At 70.9% G+C, this 17,153-nt stretch carries 12 protein-coding genes and 1 pseudogene; 5 read left to right on the top strand and 8 right to left on the bottom strand.

Annotated features, from left to right (window positions below; all coding sequences use genetic code 11):
- Positions 1-9: 9 nt before the first annotated feature.
- From BU204_RS10650 to BU204_RS10635, 4 genes are read right to left on the bottom strand one after another with little or no spacing between them, the layout of a single operon-like run.
- Entirely contained in the window at positions 10-969 is a 960-nt protein-coding gene (locus BU204_RS10650) for a DMT family transporter (RefSeq protein WP_075125453.1), read from the bottom strand.
- Positions 962-1,972 (bottom strand): N-acetylglucosamine kinase, encoded by a 1,011-nt coding sequence (locus BU204_RS10645; protein WP_233159989.1) that lies wholly within the window; start codon positions 1,970-1,972, stop codon positions 962-964. The genes BU204_RS10650 and BU204_RS10645 overlap by 8 nt, the downstream gene beginning before the upstream one ends.
- A complete protein-coding gene (locus tag BU204_RS10640; RefSeq protein ID WP_075125451.1) occupies positions 1,956-3,056 on the bottom strand; it encodes an SIS domain-containing protein in 1,101 nt (366 codons plus the stop codon). Before BU204_RS10640 ends, BU204_RS10645 begins: the two co-directional genes overlap by 17 nt.
- A complete protein-coding gene (locus BU204_RS10635; protein WP_075125450.1) occupies positions 3,053-4,327 on the bottom strand; it encodes a D-tagatose-bisphosphate aldolase, class II, non-catalytic subunit in 1,275 nt (424 codons plus the stop codon). Before BU204_RS10635 ends, BU204_RS10640 begins: the two co-directional genes overlap by 4 nt.
- A gap of 63 nt (positions 4,328-4,390) precedes the next feature.
- Here BU204_RS10635 and BU204_RS10630 point away from each other — a divergent pair, with 63 nt between their 5' ends.
- The gene (locus BU204_RS10630) at positions 4,391-5,167 is read left to right on the top strand and encodes a GntR family transcriptional regulator (protein WP_075125449.1); all 777 of its coding nucleotides are present in this window, start codon (positions 4,391-4,393) and stop codon (positions 5,165-5,167) included.
- 50 nt (positions 5,168-5,217) lie between these two features.
- A pseudogene (locus tag BU204_RS42385) lies at positions 5,218-5,781 on the top strand (transposase); the annotation flags it as partial.
- A gap of 72 nt (positions 5,782-5,853) precedes the next feature.
- On the opposite strand, the gene BU204_RS39015 reads toward BU204_RS42385, so the two are convergent.
- The 3 genes from BU204_RS39015 to BU204_RS10615 all read right to left on the bottom strand — a co-directional run bounded on the left by BU204_RS39015 (position 5,854) and on the right by BU204_RS10615 (position 11,244).
- Positions 5,854-6,165 (bottom strand): hypothetical protein, encoded by a 312-nt coding sequence (locus BU204_RS39015; protein WP_143229430.1) that lies wholly within the window; start codon positions 6,163-6,165, stop codon positions 5,854-5,856.
- 303 nt (positions 6,166-6,468) lie between these two features.
- The gene (locus BU204_RS10620) at positions 6,469-9,159 is read right to left on the bottom strand and encodes a CBM35 domain-containing protein (RefSeq protein ID WP_158073437.1); all 2,691 of its coding nucleotides are present in this window, start codon (positions 9,157-9,159) and stop codon (positions 6,469-6,471) included.
- Positions 9,160-9,213: 54 nt separating this feature from the next.
- Positions 9,214-11,244: an alpha-galactosidase gene (locus BU204_RS10615; RefSeq protein ID WP_143229429.1), complete on the bottom strand. Its 2,031-nt coding sequence runs from the start codon at positions 11,242-11,244 to the stop codon at positions 9,214-9,216.
- A 112-nt stretch (positions 11,245-11,356) separates the two neighbouring features.
- Here BU204_RS10615 and BU204_RS42225 point away from each other — a divergent pair, with 112 nt between their 5' ends.
- The 3 genes from BU204_RS42225 (at position 11,357) to BU204_RS41890 (ending at position 12,777) form a co-directional block, all read left to right on the top strand.
- Positions 11,357-11,791 carry an SAM-dependent methyltransferase gene (locus BU204_RS42225; protein WP_075125448.1) on the top strand — a complete coding sequence of 145 codons (435 nt, stop codon included), beginning with the start codon at positions 11,357-11,359 and terminating at the stop codon, positions 11,789-11,791.
- 168 nt (positions 11,792-11,959) lie between these two features.
- Positions 11,960-12,400, top strand: a complete 441-nt coding sequence (locus tag BU204_RS38195; protein ID WP_158073436.1) for an SAM-dependent methyltransferase — start codon at positions 11,960-11,962, stop codon at positions 12,398-12,400.
- A complete protein-coding gene (locus BU204_RS41890) occupies positions 12,331-12,777 on the top strand; it encodes a class I SAM-dependent methyltransferase (RefSeq protein ID WP_083661178.1) in 447 nt (148 codons plus the stop codon). Before BU204_RS38195 ends, BU204_RS41890 begins: the two co-directional genes overlap by 70 nt.
- 977 nt (positions 12,778-13,754) lie before the next feature.
- On the opposite strand, the gene BU204_RS10600 is transcribed toward BU204_RS41890, so the two are convergent.
- Positions 13,755-17,048, bottom strand: a complete 3,294-nt coding sequence (locus BU204_RS10600) for an FG-GAP repeat protein (protein WP_158073435.1) — start codon at positions 17,046-17,048, stop codon at positions 13,755-13,757.
- Positions 17,049-17,153: the final 105 nt, after the last annotated feature.

The raw sequence follows: 17,153 nt of genomic DNA, 5'->3' as shown, positions 1-17,153 counted from the left end.
TGGTCGGCGTCAGGATCGGTCGGAGTGGGTCACGGCCTTCTTCGCGGCACCGGCGTCGGCCGCGACCGCAGTGCCGGTGTCGGCCTCGTCCGCGTAGACCATGAGGGTGGAGCCGCCGATGGCGAGGAGGATGCCGATGAACCCGTACATCGACGGCAGGGTCTGGTAGACGATCAGCGAGATGACGATGGTGAGGACGGGCGCGAGGGCGTTGGTCACCGGGGCGACGATGGTCGCCTTGCCCCGGGAGAGCGCCATGACGAGGAACAGCGCGCCGACCGCGTTGAGCAGCTGGGTGCCGAGCGTGAGGGCGGGTGCCTGCCAGGGCGCGTCACCGGGGTAGTCCCCCATCATGAACCAGGCGACGGGCACGAGCAGCAGCCCGCTGATGGTCATCCACGCGAAGGTCGTCGCGTCGTTCACGCCGACGTTGGCGGCCTTCTTCATGAAAAAGGCCTGCACACCCCACGCGACCATGACGATCAGCGCCAGGACCAGCCACGGTCCCGCAGTCGCGTCGTCGGAGCCGCTGCTGATGCTGAACAGGACGATGGACGCGAGCGCGGCCACCACGCCGACCGTCGCGAGTGGACGGATGCGTTCCCGCAGGATCGCCACCGCCATCAGCACGGTGATCGCGGGTGAGATCGAGATGAGCGGGAAGATCAGGTACGCGGGGCCGATGGTGAGGGCCTTGAACAGCACGAGCTGGCCGCCTGCGCCGGTAAGGCCGACGACGAGGCCGTACACCGCCGCGACGGGCCGCCGGTCGAACCGCTGACCGCGCATGGCGACCACAGCGGGGATGATCATGGTGAACGCCCACAGGATGTACACCATCTCGTTGGGGTAGTCGTACAACGAGGTCGGGGTGCCGGAGAACGCGCCCCACACGCCCCAGAACAGCACGAGCAGTCCGGCGTAGGGGATCCAGCGGCTGCCGCCGCGGGTCGTGACGGGATCAGGCATCGTCGCCTCCTTGGGGCACGGTGGTCGCGTGGGTCCGCAGCCGGTCGACGGCTCCGGAGGGCAGTGGGCGGCCGGACAGGCGGGCCGCGTACAGCGCGGCGCCGAGGACCGGCGGGAGGAGCGGGGTGCGCAGGTCGACCGGCGCGTCGGCGAGGCGGCCGCGGAACGCGGCCCGCACCTGTTCGCTCGCGAAGACACCGCCGGACCACGACACCGGGACGACCTCACCGGGTGCGTAGCCGAGCCGGTCGATCGTGGCGAGCACGAGGTCCGCGAGCCGCTCGCCCGCCTCGCGGAGGATCGCGGCGCACGCGGTGTCGCCGTCGGCCGCGGCCGCGGTGACGACCTGGGCCAGGGACGCCACCTTCATCCGGTCGCCCTGCCACCGGTTGAGCACCACGTCGACGAGGTCGTGGTCGGTGGCGAGGCGGAGATGACCGGTCATGCGCTCGTGCAGCGGTCCGGCAGGCAGCCTGCCGTCGGACATCCGCGCGAACGCGTTCAGCCCGCGGATCGCGATCCAGTAGGCCGAGCCCTCGTCGTCGAACAGCTCACCCCAACCCCCGACCCGCAGGCCGCGGCCGTCGTGTTCGCCGTAGGTCATGGACCCGGTCCCCGCGATCACGTTCACGCCGTCGGCGGTGCCCAGCGAACCGGCCCAGCCCGCGACCATGTCGTTGTCGCAGCGGTACCGCTCGTGGCCGAGCACCCGGGCCGGGATCCCGTTCAGGGTCTCGAGGTCGGCACTCACCTCGCCGTAGCCGGGGAGCGCGACGAACGCGTAGGTGATGTCCGCCGGGGCGACGCCGGTCTCGCCGCACACCGCGGTGACGCCGGCGCGCAGGACCTCCTCGACCAGGTCGATGCTGTGCCCGAGGTAGTAGCTGCTCGGCGCCAGCGCGGTGGCGAGCAGCTCGCCGTCCCCGGTCAGCAGCGCGAACGCGGTCTTGGTGCCGCCACCGTCCACGCCGAGGAACACACCCGTGTCACTCGTCGAGGGCATGGATGGTCACCCCCTGCACGACCCGGTTCACTTCGTTGGCCGGGAACGGGTTGTCCGGGTCCAGCCCGAGCGCGCGCGACGTCGCCAGCGCGACGTGCTGCGCGGCCAGCAGCAGGACCGGCGCGACGGTGGCGTCCGGCAGGTGCCCGAGCCCCGGGAACGACCAGGTCTCCTCCTCCGCGTCGTCCCGGCAGCCGATGGTGATCACGTGCCCGTCGGGCAGTGCGGCGCGCAGCTCGCGGGCGATGTCGACGTCGTACTGCCGCGTGTACCGGTCGTTGGACAGGTAGACGAAAGCCACCGTGTCGTCGTTGAGCACGGACTTGGGGCCGTGCCGGAAGCCCAGTGAGGACTCGAAGTAGCTCACGACCCGTCCCGCGGTCAGCTCGAGCAGCTTCAGCGCGGACTCGCGGGCGAGCCCGGCGAACGCGCCGCTGCCGAGGTAGACGAACCGGTCCGCGCCCTCCTCGGCCAGCACGCGCGCCCGCTTGGCCAGGTCCGGCAGGGCCGCCGCCGCGACGTCCGCGAGGAGCGGGACGTCCGGGCCGGCCCCGAGGACGGTCAGGGCGGCCAGCATCATGCTGGTGACGCTGGAGGTCATGGCGAAGGCGCGGTCGTTGGTGCCCTCGGGCATCAGCAGGGCGAGGCTGCGGTCCCCGTTCGTGGTCCGGTACAGCTGCCCGTCCGGGTTGCACGTGAGGACCAGGTGCCAGGCGTCGGACAGGACCTCGTCCGCGAGCCGGACCGCGGCGAGCGACTCGGGGCTGTCCCCGGAGCGCGCGAAGGACACGAGGAGCGTCGGGACGTCCTCGGCCAGGTGCTCGCGGGGATTGCTCACCAGGTCCGTGGTGGCGACCGCGTCCACGCGGCGGCGCAGCGCCCTCGTCAGCCCGGGGGCGATGATCTCCCCGGCGAACGCTGACGTGCCTGCGCCGGTGAGCACGATCCGTAGGTCGTCGCGGGCCAGCAGTGGCGCGAGGAACGCGTCGATCCGCGCCTTGCCGGCGGCCAGGTGCTCGGCGAGCGTGCGCCAGACGGCGGGCTGCTGGGTGATCTCGCGTGCGGTCCACAGGTCCCCGGTCATGCCGCGACCTCCCCGCACGCGTGGGCGTACTCGCGCAGCACGTCGCGGACGTGGTCGATCACCAGGGCACGTGCCGTCGGCGACAGCTCGCCGGCGCGGACGCGCCGGTACTGGTCCGGGAGGTACTGGCTCAGCAGCGGCAGCGGGATGCCCACGGTGTCGAGGTTGTGGAACAGACGCTCGACGGCGGCCTCGACCTCCGGCCGCGGCCAGTAGTACCGCGACCGGTCGCTGTAGCTGTAGCGGCGGGCGAGCCGTTGCTGATCCGGGTCCCCGTCGTAGTACCCGGCCCACCAGGAGGGGTCGGCGAGCATGGCGGCCTCCAGCTTGTCCACGAGACCCGACCGGTCCCCCGCCAGCTCGTCCTCGATCGCCGCGAGCGCGAACAACGCCTCCCGCAGCGCGAACGTCAGACCCGGCCCCACCTTGAGCACCGCCCAGTGGTCGCGCACGAGCGCGGCCAGCCCGTCGCGGGTCTGGTAGTCGGTGGAGTGCGCCTCGAACACGAGGCCGGGGTACTCGGTGACGACCTCGCTCAGGCTCCGGGCCGCGGCGGGGGCGTAGTCGACGACCCGGACGTGGTCGAACTCGACGCCCGGCTGCACGACGAGCGCGATAACCCGCTCCCACGCATCGTCCACGCCGGCCTCGGCGAACGCGGCGCGGTGCTCGGCGACCGTCGCCCGCGCCGCCTGCGGGGTGGTCGGGGTGAGCGACTCGATGGTCTCCCGCGCCCCGCCCGGCACCGGGACCTCGGTGCCGATCACGTAGCCGAGGTCCGCGCGCACCTCGGCGGCCGCCTTCTCGGCCGTCCGCGCGAGCCGGGCGGCACGCTCGGCGACCAGGGTGCCGGGCAGCGGAACCGGGTCGCCCGCGCACGCGGCGCTGCAGTCCAGGTGGATCTTGGTGAAGCCGGCCCGCACGTAGGCGGTCACCAGAGCGTCGGCGCGGTCCATCGCCTCGTCCGGGCCGAGGTCGCGCCACCGCTGCGGACCGAGGTGGTCCCCGCCGAGCACGACCCGCTCACGCGGCAGCCCGGCCCGGTCGACGATCCCGTGCACCAGCGCCGCGAAGTCGGCGGGGCGCATGCCGGTGTAGCCGCCGTACTGGTCCACCTGGTTCGAGGTCGCCTCGACCAACAGCACCCCGCCGCCGTCCTTCACCTGGAGGGCGGCGGCCTCGATGACCAGAGGATGTGCCGAGCACACGGAGGTCACGCCGACGGGTTCGCCCTCGTGGTGCCGGGCCAGCCACGCGCGCAGTGGAGTCATGTCGCGAAAGTTAGGAGCGCGCAGACTGGTCTGCAATGAATCTGATACTGGTAGCATACTGGTATGCCTAGTCCAGGCCGTGGACTCCCGCCTCTCGAACTCCCCCGCGGCGCCCTCGACCCGGAGTCCGTCCCGCTGTACGAGCGGATCGCGGGCCGGCTCTGGGACGACCTTCGCGCGAACGGTGCGCGCGCCGGCGACCGCCTCCCGTCCGAACGGGTCCTCGCCGACCGCTACCACGCCTCCCGCGTGACGATGCGTTCCGCGCTGGCATTCCTCGCCGAACACGGTGCCGTGCAGGCCGCACCAGCCCGCGGCTGGTTCGTCGCGGGCGAGGTGACCGCCGCGACCGCCACCACCCACGTCGAGGGCTTCGCCGACTACGCCCGCAAACACCGCATCCCGCTGAGCACGCAGGTGTTGCTGTCGCACGTCCGCCCGTGCACGGTCCGGGAGGCGCAGCGCCTGCGCATCGCACCGGGCGCCAACCTGTTCGAGATGCGGCGGCTGCGCTCGCTCAACGGGATGGTCGTGACCCTTGAGCACAACCGGCTGCCACTGGCCCTGTGCCCCGACCTCGTGGACACGGACTTCACGAGCGCGTCGCTGTACGCCACGCTGCTGACCGCCGACCCGCCCCAGATCCCGCGCCGCGCCGAGTACGCCGTGGAGGCACGGCCGCCCAGCCGCGAGGAGAACCGCTTGCTGGAACTGGAAGGCACGTCCGTCCCGGTCCTGATGGCGCGCCAGCTCACCTACAGCCAGCACGGCCACCCGCTGGAGCTCACCGACCAGGCCTACCGCGGTGACCGATACCAGTTCCGCGCCGTCATCACCTAGACGAGTAATGCGTATATCGGGTAGGTGACCGGAGACGGACGAAGGGTGTTCAGGCGCTGCTGGGATTCACCTCCGAGGCCCGCTGGCTGCGGTTCCTGCCCGTCCGGATGCCCGGCGCGTTCCGGTACCTGCCCGGCCAGTCCGGCTACAACCGTCGCCCGCGCGCCGCGTTACCGCTGGTCAAGCAGGTCATGCGCTGGTTAGCGGCGGACACTGACCTGTGGACCGACACCACCTGGATCATCGACTCCCCCCAGTCGAATGCGGACGCTCCCTGCCCACCGTGAAACGCTCGGAACTGGCCGGCTGGGCAACGGCTACTGCCGCTCACACTCCCGCTGGTTCTGGGGCCTGCGCCTGCATCTGGTCTGCACCCCGGCCGGACTACCCGTCACACGGGCGTCAGCCGATCCGAAGATCGACGAGCGGCAAGTGCTCATGGCGATCTGCGACCATGAACCCCACCTGCTCACTGAGGCCCCGGGCTGCTGATCATCGCCGACAAGGGCTACGTCTCCCGCGAACTGGACCACTACCTCACCGAACGCGGAGTCCTGCTGATCCGGCCGTCCTACCGCAACCGCACACCCCATCCCGGCGAGCCACTGCTCAAGTCGCGGGGCGCCCTGGCAGCGGCGGGAGGCGAACGGCTACTACTCGCTCGGGGTCGCGGCCTGCTACCCGAGTCACCTGCCGATCGCCGAGACGTTGCTCGACGCCGCATCGCGCGCCGACGCGGCCCAGCAGAACCGCAGGCTGGCGGTCATGATCCGTGCGGGGCTCGCGCTCACGTACTGCACGGGGCGCTGGGACGGGCTGGCCGCGTGCGGACGCTGCTGGCCGTGCTGGACACGAAGAGGGGCGTGGACGCCGGCCCGCCGCGGTCGACGTACTGGTGGCCGCAGGTGAGCAGGCGGCGGCGCGGCGGCTCGCCGACCAGGCGGCCGCCGCGCCGCCCGGCTGGACGCCCCGCTGTCCCCCGCGGTGCTGGCGTACACGCGGGGCGTGCTGGACAACCGGCCGGACGACCTCGTGACCGCGGCGGTGAAGTTCGAGCGGGTGTCGGCGTCCTATGAGGCCGGTCGCGCGCAGGAGGTGGCGGCCGGGGCGTGGCTGGCGTCCGGCGACGAACGCGGCGCCGAGGCACTGCGCGCGGCCGCCGCGATGTACGAACGGCTCGGCGCCACATGGGACGCGGGCCGGGCCGCCGCACTGGCCCGAGGGCACGGGGTGCCGCTGCCCGCCCGCCACTGCAACGGCCGCCGCGGCTACGGGGCCGAGCTGTCCCCGAGGGGATCGGATCAGCTGATCCTGATCGGGGCTATCTCGAAGCGGTCGAGGTCCGGTGCCCAGCCGCTGTCCAGTACGGGACGGCACGGCGCCGGGCAGTCGGGCGCCGTCGCGCCGTTCGCTGGGTCGTTGAACAGCGTGATCACGTTGCGGCCCTTCTCGAGCGTCACCGGGACGCCCCTGGCCCACCAGTTGCTCCACGACCACGTGTTCTTGAACCAGTGCCGGACCGAGGCGCCGCCGTTGACCGACACGTCCAGCGGGCGGGAGATGATGTCGGTGTTGTACGGGTGCCCGGTGTCGCGCTCGTCGTTCGCGTAGTGCACGACCAGCATGTGTTCGCCCCCCCGTTCCGCGAGCACCTCGAACGTCACCGAGTTCGCCGCGCCGTTGCCGACGCCGCCGACGAACTCACCGCCCGAGGCGTTCACCTGGGACCGGACGGCCGCGGCGCCTGCGAGCACGGCGTCCTCCGCCTCCACCGACCGCACCGGGCCGGTGGCCTGCGTCGCGACGACCCGGTCCAACCGGAGTGGCGCGGTGGCCCTCACGGTCACCCGGTTGACGCCGGCCGACAGGAACAGCCGCTGCCGGTCGCCGTCCCAGAACCGGCCGCCCGGCCGGCCGCGCAGCACACCCACCTCGCGCCGGTCGAGCCCGACCTCGGCCACGGCACCCTGCCGGGACGCGCTGTGCCGGAAGTCGAGGTCGTAGTAGCCGTCCTGTTCCGCGTACACCACGAACAGCGCCTCGCCGCCCCGCTTCAACGTCAGGTGGCCGCTGCCGGACTGCTCACGCTGGTCGTAGGCGAACCCGACCGGACCCGTCGTCTGGCTGAGCTCCGCCTCGTACAACCGGGGCGCGGGCGGGGTGACCCGCTCCACGTCGAGCCGGTCCAGCGTGGCCTCCCCGACCGCGGTGCCGACCGCCGGATGGGACTTGCCGAGCCGGATCTCGTTGCGTCCCCGGACGAGGTCGACAACCACGTCCGCCCGGGTACGCCACGTCCAGTTCATCGTGGCCTCGTAGTCGACCAGCCGCGCCTGGCCGCCGTTGACGGTCAACGCCTGCTGCGAGTGCGCGCCGGTCTGGTTCCCGTACATCACGCCCAGCCGGTAGCGGCCGGCGACAGGCACGGTCACATCGAAGGTCACCGCGCTGTCCGCCTGGTTGAGCGAGCCGACATCCTTGGTGCCGGACGCGGGCGCCCCGTTCCAGTTCTCCAGGGTGCCCTGCGTGCGCACCGTGCCCGCCGTGATGCGAGCGTTCTCCGCCTCGTACACGGCACGCCACGGCCGCGAAACCGGTGCGCCGGTCCCCTTGCCGCCCGGCGTGAGGACGATCTCGTACGCCGCCATCAGGTCCGCGTTGGCGCCGCCGTCGCCTGCGCGGTCCAGGCCGCGGATCGGCACGGTCACCCGGCCGCCCGGCGACGGCGTGACGTCACCGCGGAACAGCACCTCCGGCGGGCCGGCGTCCGAGTTCTGACCGCTCCACGTCGTCGCCGAAACCACGATGTTCACGCGCCTGCCGAACGCGCCTGCACCGTCGACCACCACGTCGAAGTCCGACGCCGTGCCGCCCGCCACGATCCTGGCCTGCCGCCGCCGGTCGTCCATGACGGCGATCGCCTCCATGGCGTCCACGGTCGTGGTGTCCGGACGGGTCACCCGGACCGTCTGCCCGCCGTTCATGTCCGCGTACATCTTGTAGAACCACCAGCCGGCACCCGGCTTGTTGGTCTGGACGACGTCGCCTGCAAGGCCGCCCGCGGCGGTCCAGTACGCCTTGCCGCCTGCGGCGACCTTGGCTTCTTCGAACATGGCGGTCCATTTGACCAGCTGGCCGGGCACGGTGAGGTCCCGGTTGCCGCCGTACTCGTTGATGTTGATGGGTCTGGGCGAGATACCCAGCTCGCGCTCCAGTTCCCGGTAGGTCCGGTAGGTGGTGCGGAAGTAGTTGCCGCTCGCGGGGTCGAGGCTGTCGGACGGCAACTGGTGCCACGAGGTGATGTCCGGCAGGACGTCGTTGTCGCGGGCGAAGGTGAGGAAGTCGGTGTAGTTGCGATGACGGAAGGTGGCGTCGTTCATCCCCATCACGCGAGCGCCGGGGTGATGTGTGCGGATGTAGGTGACCGCCTGTTTCCAGTGGTTCAGATAGGCCGCCATCCGGGTCCGGTATGCCGCCTCGTCACCGGTGCCCAGCTCGTACCAGATGTAGTCGGGCTCGTTGAACGGCACGTAGACGAACCGGTCGGCGTGCGGGCTGCGGGAGGCCTGGTCGACCACCCACGCCAGCTTCGTCATGTAGTCGTCGAAGCAGACCTGGTTGCACGGGACGACGCCACCCGGGTTCTCGTAGGGCCACTCCGCGTACATGTCCTGCACGTTCATCTGGATGTACTCGCCACCGGTGCGGAAGAACGGCTCCGCCACGACGAGCGCGTCACCGTTCGGGTGCTGGGCGCCGGCCGGCGGCTTCTGGTTGATGCTGTGCATCCGCAGTGGTTCGAGCGTGTTGTCGCTCGGCACACCCTCGTCAGACAGTCCATAGAGGACACCGCCGCTGTCGCCGAGGAACTCCCCGGTGCGCTGACCGAGGTCGACGCGCACCTGTTGGACGGCTTGCGCTTGTGCGGGCAGGGCGCTGGTCGTCGCGGCGACCATGGTCAGCGCCGCGACCGCGGTGACCAGTTTTCGCATGTGCTCTCCTCTCGAGAAGTTCATTGAGTCACATCCTCTGGTCGGCGAGGGGATTCAGGTCGTCAGCCGGAGAATCCGTGTGGAGGGCGCCTCGGTGGCGGTCAGGTCGAGGACGCCGGCGTCGGGCCTCCACGAGTGCGACCATGCCGGCAGGGTGCTCGGGTACAGCAGGCCGAGCCGACTCCGAGCGCCACGCAGGTGAGGGACAGGCAGTGAGACCGTGTCGTCCGCGCCGGGCCGCCGCCACACGGCGAGATAGGTGTCCGTGCCGGAACGCAGTCCGAGCGCGAGCCACGGCGCGTCCCAGTCCGGCAGCCCCAGCGGCCAGAACGGCACGGCGCCCGCGAGGTCGGCGCGGATCGCCTTTGCGCGCACGCCCTCCCGCACCAGCACGAGCTGCGCCTCGCTGATCCGGTTGAGGTGCCCGGACAGGTAGAGCCTGCCGAGCATGCCCGTGCACATGGTGCGGCAGCACCGCCATCGGCGCGGCGGCCGCGATCGGCGGGTGCCGCAGGGGGTTGCGCTGGTCGCTTGTGGACTGCAGCTGCATGCGGGACAGCAGCGCGTAGCCGGCACGCACTGCCCCAGACGCCCAGTTCTCCAGCACCCGCCCGGGATGGCGGTCAAGGACGGACTCCAGCCAGCGCCGGTGCGCCCGGGTGTGCGCGAGCAGCCCGGCGCCGGCCGAGTCGGTCTTCGCCTGCGTGCCGGGCCCGGGGGGTTGATGTTGTAGTCCAGCTTGAAGTACCGGATGCCGAACTCGGTGACGAGGCGGTCGATGGTCGCGTCGAGGTACGCGCGGGCGTCCGGGTGGGTCAGGTCGAGGTGGTAGCGGCCGTGCTCGACCTGCCGGTGCCCGTCCCGCTGGAAGAACGCCTCCGGCGGCAGGCTCTGCGCGACCGGGCTCCGCACGCCCACCACCTCGGGTTCGAGCCACGGCCCCGGTGCCGTGCCGGCGTCCCGGATGTGCGCGATCACCTCGCCGAGGCCGCTGGGGAAGTGGGTAGTGGACGGTGTCCGTTCCCCGACGCTGTCCCACCAGGTGCCGTCCTCGTCGTACCAGCCGGCGTCGATGCAGAAGTACTCGGCGCCTGTTGCCGCCGCCGCGTCGATCAGCGGCAACAGGCGCTCGGTGATGGGGTCCCCGTCGAGGGTGTTCATGTAGTCGTTGAAGACGACGGGCAATGCGTCATTGTCGGGGTGTTCCCGCCGGATGGCTTGCCGGTACTCAGTGAGCCCCGCGGCGGCCGCGTCGAAACCGGCACCGGCCGCGAGCCCGACGGGCGCACTGACGAACTCCTGCTCGGGGCCGAGCGGGTGCTGCCACTGGTGGTCGGCGTCATTCGGGCCGAGCGCGGTCACGTAGACGCCGTCGGTGCGCTCGTCGACCTCCCGGCGCCAGGCGTCGTTGTGCTCGATCTGCCAGGCCCACGCGTGGTTGTTCGCGGTGTCGTGGAGGACACCGATGGGCAGGTACTCGTCGCTGGACCACGATCCGTGGCTGACCACGGTGAGCGCGCCACGCGGGCGCTGGGCGTGGAGCCCGAGATCGACGTCGGGCGACCGCCGTCGCCGCACCGGGATCCGCTGCCACCGGCTCTCGGCGAGCCAGTCGTTCTCGTCGAGGTGAACCTCGACACCGTCCACAGTGTCCGCTGCGGAGAAGGTGGCGGCCAGCGAGCTGACCGCGCGCGGGACAACGGGGTCAGGAACGCCGGCCTGCACCTGGGTCCACATCTGGACGGCGGGCAACCCCTCCCGTGTCCGGAAGCAGACCCGGACGTGCAGACCGGTCCGGTCGTCGACCTGGTCGACCTCGAGCACCGACCAGCCGTCCGCCCGCGACTCCTGGTGCCCGGCGCACCGCAGCCGGGCCCCGACGGCGGTGTCCACCGAACGCGGCCCGGACCACCGGTGTCCCTCCCCGGCGACCAGGACCTCGACCAACGGCTGTCCGGTATCGGTCGCCGGTGTGGAGATGTGCGCGCTCACGCCCTCGGCGGTCAACCCGGCCAGCCTGACCGGCCCGTCGGGAGGCGCGGCCAGCTCGACGGACAGTGAGGAACGGCCCCAGACCAGGCCCAAGGACGTGACGACATCGGCACCGTGCCTTCTCAGTGAATGTTAACGCTAACAGGTCGCTATGGAAAACGATAACGTCTTCAGAGCCTGAGTCAATGGGTGCCGCGCGGCATGCTTGGCCGCGGCGCAGGTCCGGGTCTTCGAGCTCGACCACCCGGAGGTCCTCGGGTTCAAGCAGGGCGTGCTCGGCTCCCGAACCGCTACGGTACAACATGTTCCGATGGGCACGGATCTCCGGGAGGGGTGGCCCGCCGAGCTCGTGGCGCGCGGGTTTCGGCCGGACCTGCCGACCGCCTGGCTGGTCGAAGGCCTCCTGGTCTACCTGAGTGCGCACGAGGCCGAGCAGCTCTTCGCGACCATCGGCGAGTTGTCCGCCCCCGCGAGCAGGATCGGCTGGAGCACGTCAGCCGGCCGATGCTGGAGTCGCGGCCGACGGCCGACGCACTCGCCGCAAGCGAAGACGGGCCGCTGCACACACTGGAGTCGCTGTGGCGCAACGAACTCGCCGAGGACTCCCGGTCGTGGCTGCTGCGTCACGGCTGACAGGTGACCGAACAGGATCTCGTCGCACTCGCCGCAGCCCACGGCCGCCCGACACCACCGACGTTCGACCCGGCCACACCCGGCACCTCCAGGGTCGCCCTGTTCGCCGGGGGGCGGAGCTGAGTCATCAAGGCCGCTCCGGGCAGCCATCACACGTCAACGGAAGGAGCCAGCGGTGACCCGCTCCGGCCCACCCGCCCTCGGCACCCCCACCTCAGACCAGGTGGCCGACTTCTACGACTATCTCGGCCCTCTGCTGAGCATGGTGTGGGACGAGAACTTCCATTTCGGCTACTGGGAGGGCCCGGACGATCAGGTTTCCGTGGCGCAGCCCACTGACCGCCTCACCGACGTTCTCGTCGAGGAGCTCGACGCGCGGCCGCACCATCGCGTGCTCGATCTCGGTTGCGGTGCGGGAAAGCCCGCTTTCAGGCTCGCCCGGACCACGGGCGCGACCGTCGTCGGCATCTCGATCAACTGCGCGCAGGTGGCCGAGGCCAACGCCCGCGCCGCCGAAGAAGGCTTGCAGGACCAACTGATCTTCCAATGGTCGACGCGATGGACCTACCGTTCGAGGACCCGTCGTTCGACCGGGTGTTCGCGCTCGAATCGGTGATCCACATGGAACGCCCGCGCGCGCTACGGGAAATGGCACGCGTGCTCGTCCCCGGTGGCCGGGTCGCGCTTACCGACCTCACCGCGCCGGAGGGCGTCTTCGTGGACGAGGGCAAACTGAGTTCCCTCGTCGAACTGCGCCACTACCCGCGCCTACTCGCCGACGCGGGCTTCGACGGACACCGGGTCCGCGACATCACACCGCACACCGCCAGAACCCTTTGCCTGGTGGCCGAAAACCTCGGGATCCATCGCGAGGAGTTCGAACGGATCCACCAGGTGAACCTGGAGGACCTGGTCAAGTCCACCGCGTCCTCGGTAGTGGGCGCGGCGGACGTCGGCTGCCTGATCGCGGTCGCTTACACCAAGGCACGCTGACCACCCCGGTCGCCAGCGACTACCGTGACCGTTGGCCCACCAGCGCGACGACGACCACCACACCGATCACGATCAGCGTGTGGGACTGCCCAGGGTTTGATTGGCATCTTGCTGTGCCCTGGGTTGGGTGGAGTCGGGTTGCTGGGGTCACCGGATCAGTGGGCGAGAGGATCGCCCCGCCCAGGAACGCGGTCGACCCGCCCAGTCCCGCCAGGTAGGGCGCCGGCGGGGCGATGCGACAGCGCCAGGTCCGCCCACGCGGTCACGAACGAGCAGTCGACCGCCGGGTCCGGGCTCAGCTGTGCTGTGAAGGCGTCAAGGATCGTGTCGAAAGCCGCGAGCCGCTACGGTATCCGTGTCGTCACACCGTTTCGAGGCATGCTCGCCGTCCGCGACAAACTGACGGACGAGCTCACTCAGGAGCCGGCTACCTCCGCGGCCAGGGCCTCCGGCACCTCATCCAAGATCCAAGACCAGCCAGTTGGTCCGACTCAGTAGGGATAGTGCGCAAGTCCGTCCTTGGACACACACGCATGGCATTCTCCGCGGTGAGTGCCTCCGGCTCATGCAGGACCTGTAGGTCAGCCCCTGCGTACAGCTCTGCTAGCCCCTCTCCTACCGCACCGTTGAGCTTGGTTGCGATGTCGCCGAGCACGTCGATTCCCGCGTACACCTCGGCCTCGTCCATGAGGTCTGGCGCTGGCGTTGTCGATCTCCGCCTGGGCCGCGGCCCGGTTGGCCTGAGCCGCGTTCATCACCTCGACCAGCGCCGTCGGGTCGACCTCAGCGGCGATCGCCGCCTGGAACTTCCTCAACCGCGCCTCGGCGTCGGAGAGTCGCTTACGCGCGGCCTCTCCCCCGTCCCGCTTCGGGTCGGTCACTGCCTGGCATCGCTCCTCACGATGACCAACACCGAACGGCTCGGCGTCCACTGCACGCCGAACCGTTCGGTGTTCCTCAACCGCCTCCCGCCGACGTCACTTCCTCGTCCCGCTGCTGTACGCGAGCCGGGTGAGCGAACCGGAGCGCAGGTCTCCGGTGTACATGCGCCGGTCGCCCTTCTCGTCGATCGCGATGGCGAATGCCTGCTCCGTCGGGATGGTGCGCTCACTGGTCATCGACTGCTCGCCGATCACGTCCACCCGCCCCTGCGCCGCCACGAACGCCTGGTGGGCGAACGGGTCCACGGCCACCGCCCGGCCCGGCCCGACCACATCGGTCCTGGTGATGAACCGTCGTGTCGACAGCTCCAGGATGCTCAGGCTCGGCCGCACGGTGTTGCCGCCCAGACCGGAGACGTAGATCCGGTCGTTCAGCGGGTCGATCGCCACGTCCGACGGCTGCACCAGCGGATCGCCGAGGTCGACCAGCGGGTGGACGACCTGGGTCCTGCCGTCGTCGGTGACCGCCACCAGGCCGGTCACGGTGGGCAGCGACGAGCGGTGGTTCATCGCCACGTACACGGTGTTCGTGTTCTCGTCCACGGCCATCCCGGTCGGACCGCGCGGGATCACGATCGACGGCAGCTCGGTGTTCGTCGCGCCGTCGATGACGTGCAGCCGGCCGTGCGCGGTGTTCGACACGTACACCCGGTTCGTGCGCTCGTTCACCACCACGTCGGTCGCGGCCTGGCCTGTCGGCAGCGACACGGTGGTCACTACCGACAGGGTGCGCCGGTCGACCACGGTCAGGTCGACCGTGTTCGGGCTGCCGGGCGGCGCACCGTTGAGCACGTAGATCCGACCGGTCTCCTGGTTGACCGCCACGGCCCGCGGGTGGTAGCCCACCGGCACCCGCTTGGTCACCTGCATGGTCGCCCGGTCCAGCACCACCAGCGAGCCGCGCCGGTCGGAGAGGTGCGGCTCGGCGACCGCCGCGTAGTAGTGCGTCGCGTAGAGGCGCCGCTCGTCCACCGCCACCCCGAGCACCGGCTCGGTGAAACCGGGACGGGGCGTGTTCAGCGCGACCGTGGTGTCCGGGGCGTCGTCCTGGTCGTGGACCTGCTCCAGCTCGTCGGCCTCGCCGACGGTGATCTCCGCCGGCATCTCCGGCACGGGGTCGTTCGCGAACTCCAGGTTGTCCCAGTCGTCGAACCCGTCGAGCATCCGCCGTTCGGCGTTCACCGACAGCTCCTGGGAGTCGTCGCCCTGCGCGTCGGTGTCGCAGACGAAGTTCGGTCCGATGCGGATCTCCTCGCCAATGACCTCGTCGTCCGCCGCCGCCTCGGTGTCGCGCACGCCGTTCTGGCCCGGGCCCACACACGTGCCCCGGTGGATGCGCACCGAGACGTCCAGGTCGTCGTTGTTCCCGCCGACACCGTCGGCGTTGCTCCTGCTCCAGTCGATGGCCCGGTCGGCCCGGGCGGTCCGCTCCTTGCCGGTGTTGTCGGAGTAGGTCGTGCGGACGGCGTGGCTCGACCCCACCCCGGCCGGCTCGTCCAGGGCACCGGCGTCCAGGGTGGGCAGGGTCTCGTCGGAGTAGGCCACCAACGACTCGCCCGTGGTGAGGTCCTTCAGCCCGGACAGCTGGAAGTTGTAGTTCATCGCGCTGAGGTAGTTCGGCTTGTGGTTGACCCCGTCACCTCCGCCGTGGGCGAGGCCGAGGGTGTGGCCGAGCTCGTGCACGAACGTGCCCGCCTGGTGCCGGGTGGTGCCGTTGCCGCCCGCGAAGCCGCCAAGGCTCACCAGGAAGTCCTGGTCGTCGGAGAACCAGGCGAGACCCGAGCTGCCGGTCGGGCCCAAACCGGTGTCGTACTGGTGGCCCCAGATGTTGTAGTGCACGTACGGGTCCCGGGCCGGGTCGAAGTTCGCCGGGTCGGCCTTGATCGCGTCGAAGTCCTCCGGCATGGACAGCACCTCCTGCTCCGGCAGGGTGTTGCTGACCTCCACGACCAGGTCGATCCCGGGACGGGTGTCCGCACCGGGGTACGGACAGCCGTTTACGGCGGGCACGGGTGCCTCGTCGAACATGGCCATCGCCCGGTCCACGGCACCCAGCGGAGGACCGGCGTCGAACACCTGCACCTGTCCGCCCTCGGACGCGTCGGCGATCATGACCTCGGCCCGGCCGTCGATCCCGTCGTCGAGGTCGCCCACCGCCAGCTGGTTGTGGTCGTCGTCGTTGAACCGGGTGTCGGACACCCCCACCCCGGGGACGGACCGCCGGGTCGTGGCGTCGAGGGCGTCCACCCGGCCGCCGGAGTCGTTGGCGACCAGGATTTCCTCCCGCCCGTTGCCGTCCACGTCCCCGACGGCGACCTGGTTGTGCCCGTCGTCCTCGAACGTCGAGTCGTCGACCCCCAGCGTCGGGGACGCCTGGTGGGTCACCGCGTCGTAGACGTGGATGCGACCGCCCTCGGACGCGTCCGCGACGACGATCTCGTCCTTGCCGACGCCGTCCACGTCCCCGACGACCAGCTGGTTGTGCTCGTCGTCGTTGAACCGCGTGTCGGCCACGCCGAGGCCCGGCACCGCCTGGTGGGTCACCGCGTCGTAGACGTGCACCCGACCGCCCTCGGAGTGGTCGACGACGACGATCTCGTCCTTGCCGACGCCGTCCACGTCCCCGACCGCCAGCTGGTTGTGCCCGTGGTCGTTGAACCGCGTGTCGGCCACGCCGAGGCCCGGCACCGCCTGGTGGGTCACCGCGTCGTAGACGTGCACCCGACCGCCCTCGGAGTGGTCCGCGAGGACGATCTCCGCGCCGCCCTGGCCGTCGACGTCGCCGATGGCGATCTGGTTGTGGCCGTGGTTCTCGAACCGGGTGTCGTGCACTCCCAACGTGGTGGAGACCTGGTGGGTGACGGCGTCGTAGACGTGCACCCGGCCGCCCTCGGAGTGGTCCGCGACGGCGATGTCGGCGCGGCCGTTCCCGTCCAGGTCACCGACGGCGATCTGGTTGTGGCCGTCGTCCTCGAACCGGGTGTCGTCGACCCCGAGGTGCGCGTCGGGCTGGCCCGGGGGCCCGCCGAACAGGTCCGGGGCGTGGCTGTGATCGCCCTCGGCCATGTAGTCGATCTCGACGACGACCGACTTGCGGCAAGGGCTCGCGCCCAACGCGGCGAGGTCCATCGCCATGCTGCCGTCCGCCCGGCGGATGCCCCCGATCTCGACGGCGTCCGGGATGGCGTCACCGTCGACGTCCGCGCCGGCCGCCGGTCGTGGCGGGGGCGATGCCGCCCCCGCCGGTTGGGCGAGGCCCACCACCATCGCGGCGACCGCGGCGCCGGCCGCGATCACCCGGCTCCGTCTGCTGGTCCCTTGTCCTGTCATCTGTTGCTGCTCCGTGTCCGGCATGGGGGTTCTGGTCGCCGGTGATCCTGAACGCCGGTGTCCGCCCGTGTCCGCTGGTTACGCACAACTGTGCAATCAGGCACC

The organism is Actinophytocola xanthii (genome assembly GCF_001921205.1).
GTDB classification, from domain to species: Bacteria; Actinomycetota; Actinomycetes; order Mycobacteriales; family Pseudonocardiaceae; genus Actinophytocola; species Actinophytocola xanthii.
The sequence above is the reverse complement of the archived record's forward strand: the minus strand, read 5'-3'. Positions and strand labels throughout refer to the sequence as shown.